Origin of the sequence: Aquipuribacter hungaricus (genome assembly GCF_037860755.1) — a bacterium.
Classification (GTDB): Bacteria; Actinomycetota; Actinomycetes; order Actinomycetales; family JBBAYJ01; genus Aquipuribacter; species Aquipuribacter hungaricus.
The window spans coordinates 1-3,894 of record NZ_JBBEOI010000296.1 but is presented as its reverse complement, the minus strand read 5'-3'; the positions used below and the strand labels follow the sequence as shown (position 1 = coordinate 3,894).

The 3,894-nt window shown below is 76.1% G+C and carries 4 protein-coding genes; all 4 read left to right on the top strand.

Going from position 1 to position 3,894, the window contains the following annotated elements; genetic code table 11:
* Positions 1-94 precede the first annotated feature (94 nt).
* Entirely contained in the window at positions 95-1,015 is a 921-nt protein-coding gene (locus WCS02_RS18470; RefSeq protein ID WP_340295755.1) for an NAD-dependent epimerase/dehydratase family protein, read from the top strand.
* A gap of 49 nt (positions 1,016-1,064) precedes the next feature.
* Positions 1,065-2,099 (top strand): heat-inducible transcriptional repressor HrcA, encoded by a 1,035-nt coding sequence (gene hrcA, locus WCS02_RS18465; RefSeq protein ID WP_340295754.1) that lies wholly within the window; start codon positions 1,065-1,067, stop codon positions 2,097-2,099.
* A 49-nt stretch (positions 2,100-2,148) separates the two neighbouring features.
* On the top strand, positions 2,149-3,267 hold the full coding sequence (gene dnaJ, locus WCS02_RS18460) for a molecular chaperone DnaJ (RefSeq protein WP_340295753.1): 1,119 nt from the start codon (positions 2,149-2,151) through the stop codon (positions 3,265-3,267).
* 43 nt (positions 3,268-3,310) lie between these two features.
* The coding region (locus WCS02_RS18455) for an alcohol dehydrogenase catalytic domain-containing protein (RefSeq protein WP_340295752.1) at positions 3,311-3,894 on the top strand (584 nt) is incomplete at its 3' end.

Below are 3,894 nucleotides of genomic sequence, written 5' to 3'. Positions count from 1 at the left end.
CGGGCCGGCCGCAGCGGCACGGCCCGGCAGCCGCCCCGACCGGGGCGCGGACAGCACCGCCGGGCCAGGGCCCGCGGCGCGGAGGAGGCACCACGTGGCATCGGTGGCGGTGACGGGCGGCAGCGGCAAGCTCGGGCGGGCGGTGGTGGCGGACCTCGTCGCGCACGGCCACGACGTGGTGGTCCTGGACCGGGCGGCCCCGCCCCCGGACCCGGCGCAGCCCCCCACCGCGGGCGGCAGCGGCGGCGGCTCGCAGTCCTTCGTCCGCGTCGACCTGGGCGACTACGGCCAGGTCGTCGGTGCCCTCACCGGCATCGACGAGCGCCACCAGGGCCTGGACGCGGTCGTGCACCTCGCGGCCGTGCCCGCCCCGGGGCTGACGACCAACCAGGCGACGTTCACCAACAACGTCCCGGCCACCTACCACGTCTTCGAGGCCGCGCGGGTGGCCGGCATCCGGCGGGTCGTGTGGGCCAGCAGCGAGACCGTCCTCGGCCTGCCCTTCCAGACCCCGCCGCCGTACGCGCCGGTCGACGAGGACTACGCCCCGCGCCCGGAGTCCACGTACAGCATGGGCAAGGTCCTGGAGGAGGAGCTGGCGCGGCAGTACGCCCGCTGGCGCCCCGACGCCACGTTCGTCGGCCTGCGCTTCTCCAACGTCATGGACGTCGCCGACTACGACGCCTTCGCGTCCTGGCAGGAGGACCCGTCGGTGCGCAGGTGGAACCTGTGGGGCTACATCGACGCGCGCGACGGCGCCCAGGCCGTCCGGCTCGCGCTGACCGCCGACGTCGTCGGTGCCGAGGTGTGCGTCGTCGCGAACGCCGACACGGTCATGCGGACGCCCTCGCGCGAGCTGCTGGCCGCGGAGTTCCCGGGCGTCGAGGTCCGCGGCGACGTCACGGGCACCGGGACCCTGCTGTCGATCGCTCGGGCGCGGCGCGTGCTCGGCTACGAGCCGCAGCACTCCTGGCGCGACCACGTGCTGCAGGGCGGCGCGGACGGCGGACGTTAGGATTGGCAGTCGAGACCGGACAGTGCCAGCCCCCAGGGAGGAGGCCCCCGTGGCAGACGACCGCCGCCTGGAGGTCCTCCGCGCGATCGTGGAGGACTTCGTCACGACCAGGGAGCCCGTCGGCTCCAAGTCGCTCGTCGAGCGGCACGCCCTCGGGGTGAGCCCCGCGACGATCCGCAACGACATGGCGGTGCTGGAGGAGCAGGGCTACATCGCCCAGCCCCACACCAGCGCGGGGCGCATCCCCACCGACAAGGGCTACCGCCTGTTCGTCGACCGGCTCAGCGAGGTGCGCCCGATGACCGCCCCCGAGCGCCGGGCGATCCGGGCGTTCCTCGACGGCGCGGTGGGCCTGGACGACGTGGTCGACCGCACCGTGCGCCTGCTCAGCCAGATGACCCGGCAGACCGCGGTCGTGCAGTACCCGTCGAGCTCGCGCGCCTCGGTGCGCCACGTCGACCTCGTGCCGCTGCCGCCGGAGCGCGTCCTGCTCGTCCTCATCGTCTCCACCGGCCGGGTCGAGCAGCGCCTCGTCGACGCCCCCGGTCACGACGGCGGCACGCTGGAGGAGCTGCGCAACCGGGTCAACGCCGCCGTCGTCGGCAAGCGGCTCGAGGTCGCCTCCACCGACGTCGGGGCGCTGCTCGACGCGCCCCCGTACGCCCCCGGCTCCGGCGAGCCGGGCGCCGCCGCGACCGCCGCCTCGGTCGTCGCCGCGCTCGCGGACCTGCTCCGCTCCGAGCGCGAGGAGCGCATCGTCGTGGCCGGCACCAGCCACCTCGTCCGCCGCGGCACCGAGTTCCCCGGCGAGCTGTCCACGGTGCTGGAGGCGCTGGAGGAGCAGGTCGTCCTGCTGCGGCTCATGCACGACATGGCCGAGGAGCAGGCGGACGTCGCCGTGCGGATCGGCCGCGAGACCGCGCACGCCAGCCTCGCGCAGACCGCGGTCGTCACCAGCGGCTACGGCTCGGGCGACGTCCTCGCGCGCCTCGGCGTCCTCGGTCCGACCCGGATGGACTACCCGACCACCATCGCCGCCGTGCGGGCCGTCGCCCGCTACGCGTCCCGGGCGCTCGAGCAGTGAGCGCTCCGCACGAGAGCCCGCACCACCTGACGGAAGGCCAGCCCTGCCTGTGAGCGACCACTACGAGACCCTCGGGGTCTCGCGAGACGCGAGCGCCGACGAGATCAAGAAGGCCTACCGGCGCCTGGCCCGCACCCTGCACCCGGACGTCGCCACCGGCCCGGACGCCGAGGAGAAGTTCAAGGAGGTCTCGCGCGCCTACGACATCCTCGGCAACGCGGACAAGAAGGCCGCCTACGACGCCGGCGGCGACTCCGCCTTCGGCGGCCAGGGCGCGGGCTTCGGCTTCTCCGACATCTTCGAGACGTTCTTCGGGGGCCAGGGCGGCCAGGGTGCCCGCGGCCCCGCACCCCGCCAGCGCCGCGGCCAGGACGCCCTGGTGCGCCTGGAGATCGACCTGGAGGAGGCCGTCTTCGGCTCCACCCGCGAGATCCGCGTCGACAGCGCCGAGGCGTGCACCCGGTGCCAGGGCACGTGCTGCGAGCCGGGCACCTCGCCCGAGGGCTGCGACGTCTGCGGCGGCCGCGGCCAGGTGCAGCGCGTCGCGCGCTCGTTCCTCGGCCAGGTCATGACCACGAGCGCCTGCCCCCGCTGCGGCGGCTACGGCACGGTGCTGCCCGCCCCCTGCCACGAGTGCTCCGGCGAGGGCCGGGTCCGCACGCGGCGCACGCTCACCATCAAGGTGCCGCCGGGCGTCGACACCGGCACCCGGATCCAGCTGGCCTCCCAGGGCGAGGTCGGCCCCGGCGGCGGCCCCGCGGGCGACCTGTACGTCGAGGTCCAGGAGCGTCGGCACCCCCGGCTGCGGCGCGAGGGCGACGACCTGCACACCGTGCTCGAGGTGCCGATGACCGCCGCGGCGCTCGGGGCCACCATGCAGGTCCCCACCCTGGACGGCGAGCGCGACGTCGAGCTGCAGCCCGGCACCCAGCACGGTGCCACAGTCACCCTCGACGGCCTCGGCGCCACGCACCTGCGGGTGCCCGGGCGGGGCGACCTGCACGTCCACGTCGACGTCCAGGTGCCGACCCGCCTCGACGACGAGCAGCGCGAGCTGCTGGTGCGCCTCGCGGAGCTCCGCGGCGAGGAGACCCCGACCGGCCGGACCTCCAACGGCCACCGCCAGGGCGTCTTCGGCCGGCTCAAGGACCGGCTCGCCGGCGCCTGACGCCGGCTCACGCCGGGGGGCGGGCCTGCGCCATCATCGGCGCGTGCGCGCGCTGGTGCAGGACCGGTTCGGCGAGGCCCCCGAGGTCCGCGAGGTGCACGACGCGACCGCGCCCGAGGGGGGCGTGGTCGTCCGGGTCGAGGCGACCGGGCTGTGCCGCAGCGACTGGCACGCCTTCGCCGGCCACGACGAGGACGTCGTGCTGCCGCACGTCGGCGGGCACGAGTGGGCGGGCACCGTGGAGGCCGTGGGCGCAGGCGTGGACGCCGGTCTGCTCGGGCGTCGGGTGACCGCGCCGTTCGTCCTGGCCTGCGGTACCTGTCCCCCCTGCCGGGCCGGGGACCAGCAGGTCTGCGCCGACCAGCTGCAGCCCGGCTTCACCGGCTGGGGCTCCTTCGCGGAGCTCGTCGCCGTGCCCCGCGCCGCGGTCAACCTCGTGCTGCTCCCTGACGAGGTCGACGCCGGCTCGGCCGCGCTGCTCGGCTGCCGGACCGCGACCGCCTTCCGGGCGCTCCTGCCCGTCGGCCGCCTGGCCGCGGGGGAGTGGCTCGCGGTGCACGGCTGCGGCGGCGTGGGGCTGTCCGCGGTGCAGGTGGCCGTCGCCGCCGGGGCGCGGGTGGTCGCGGT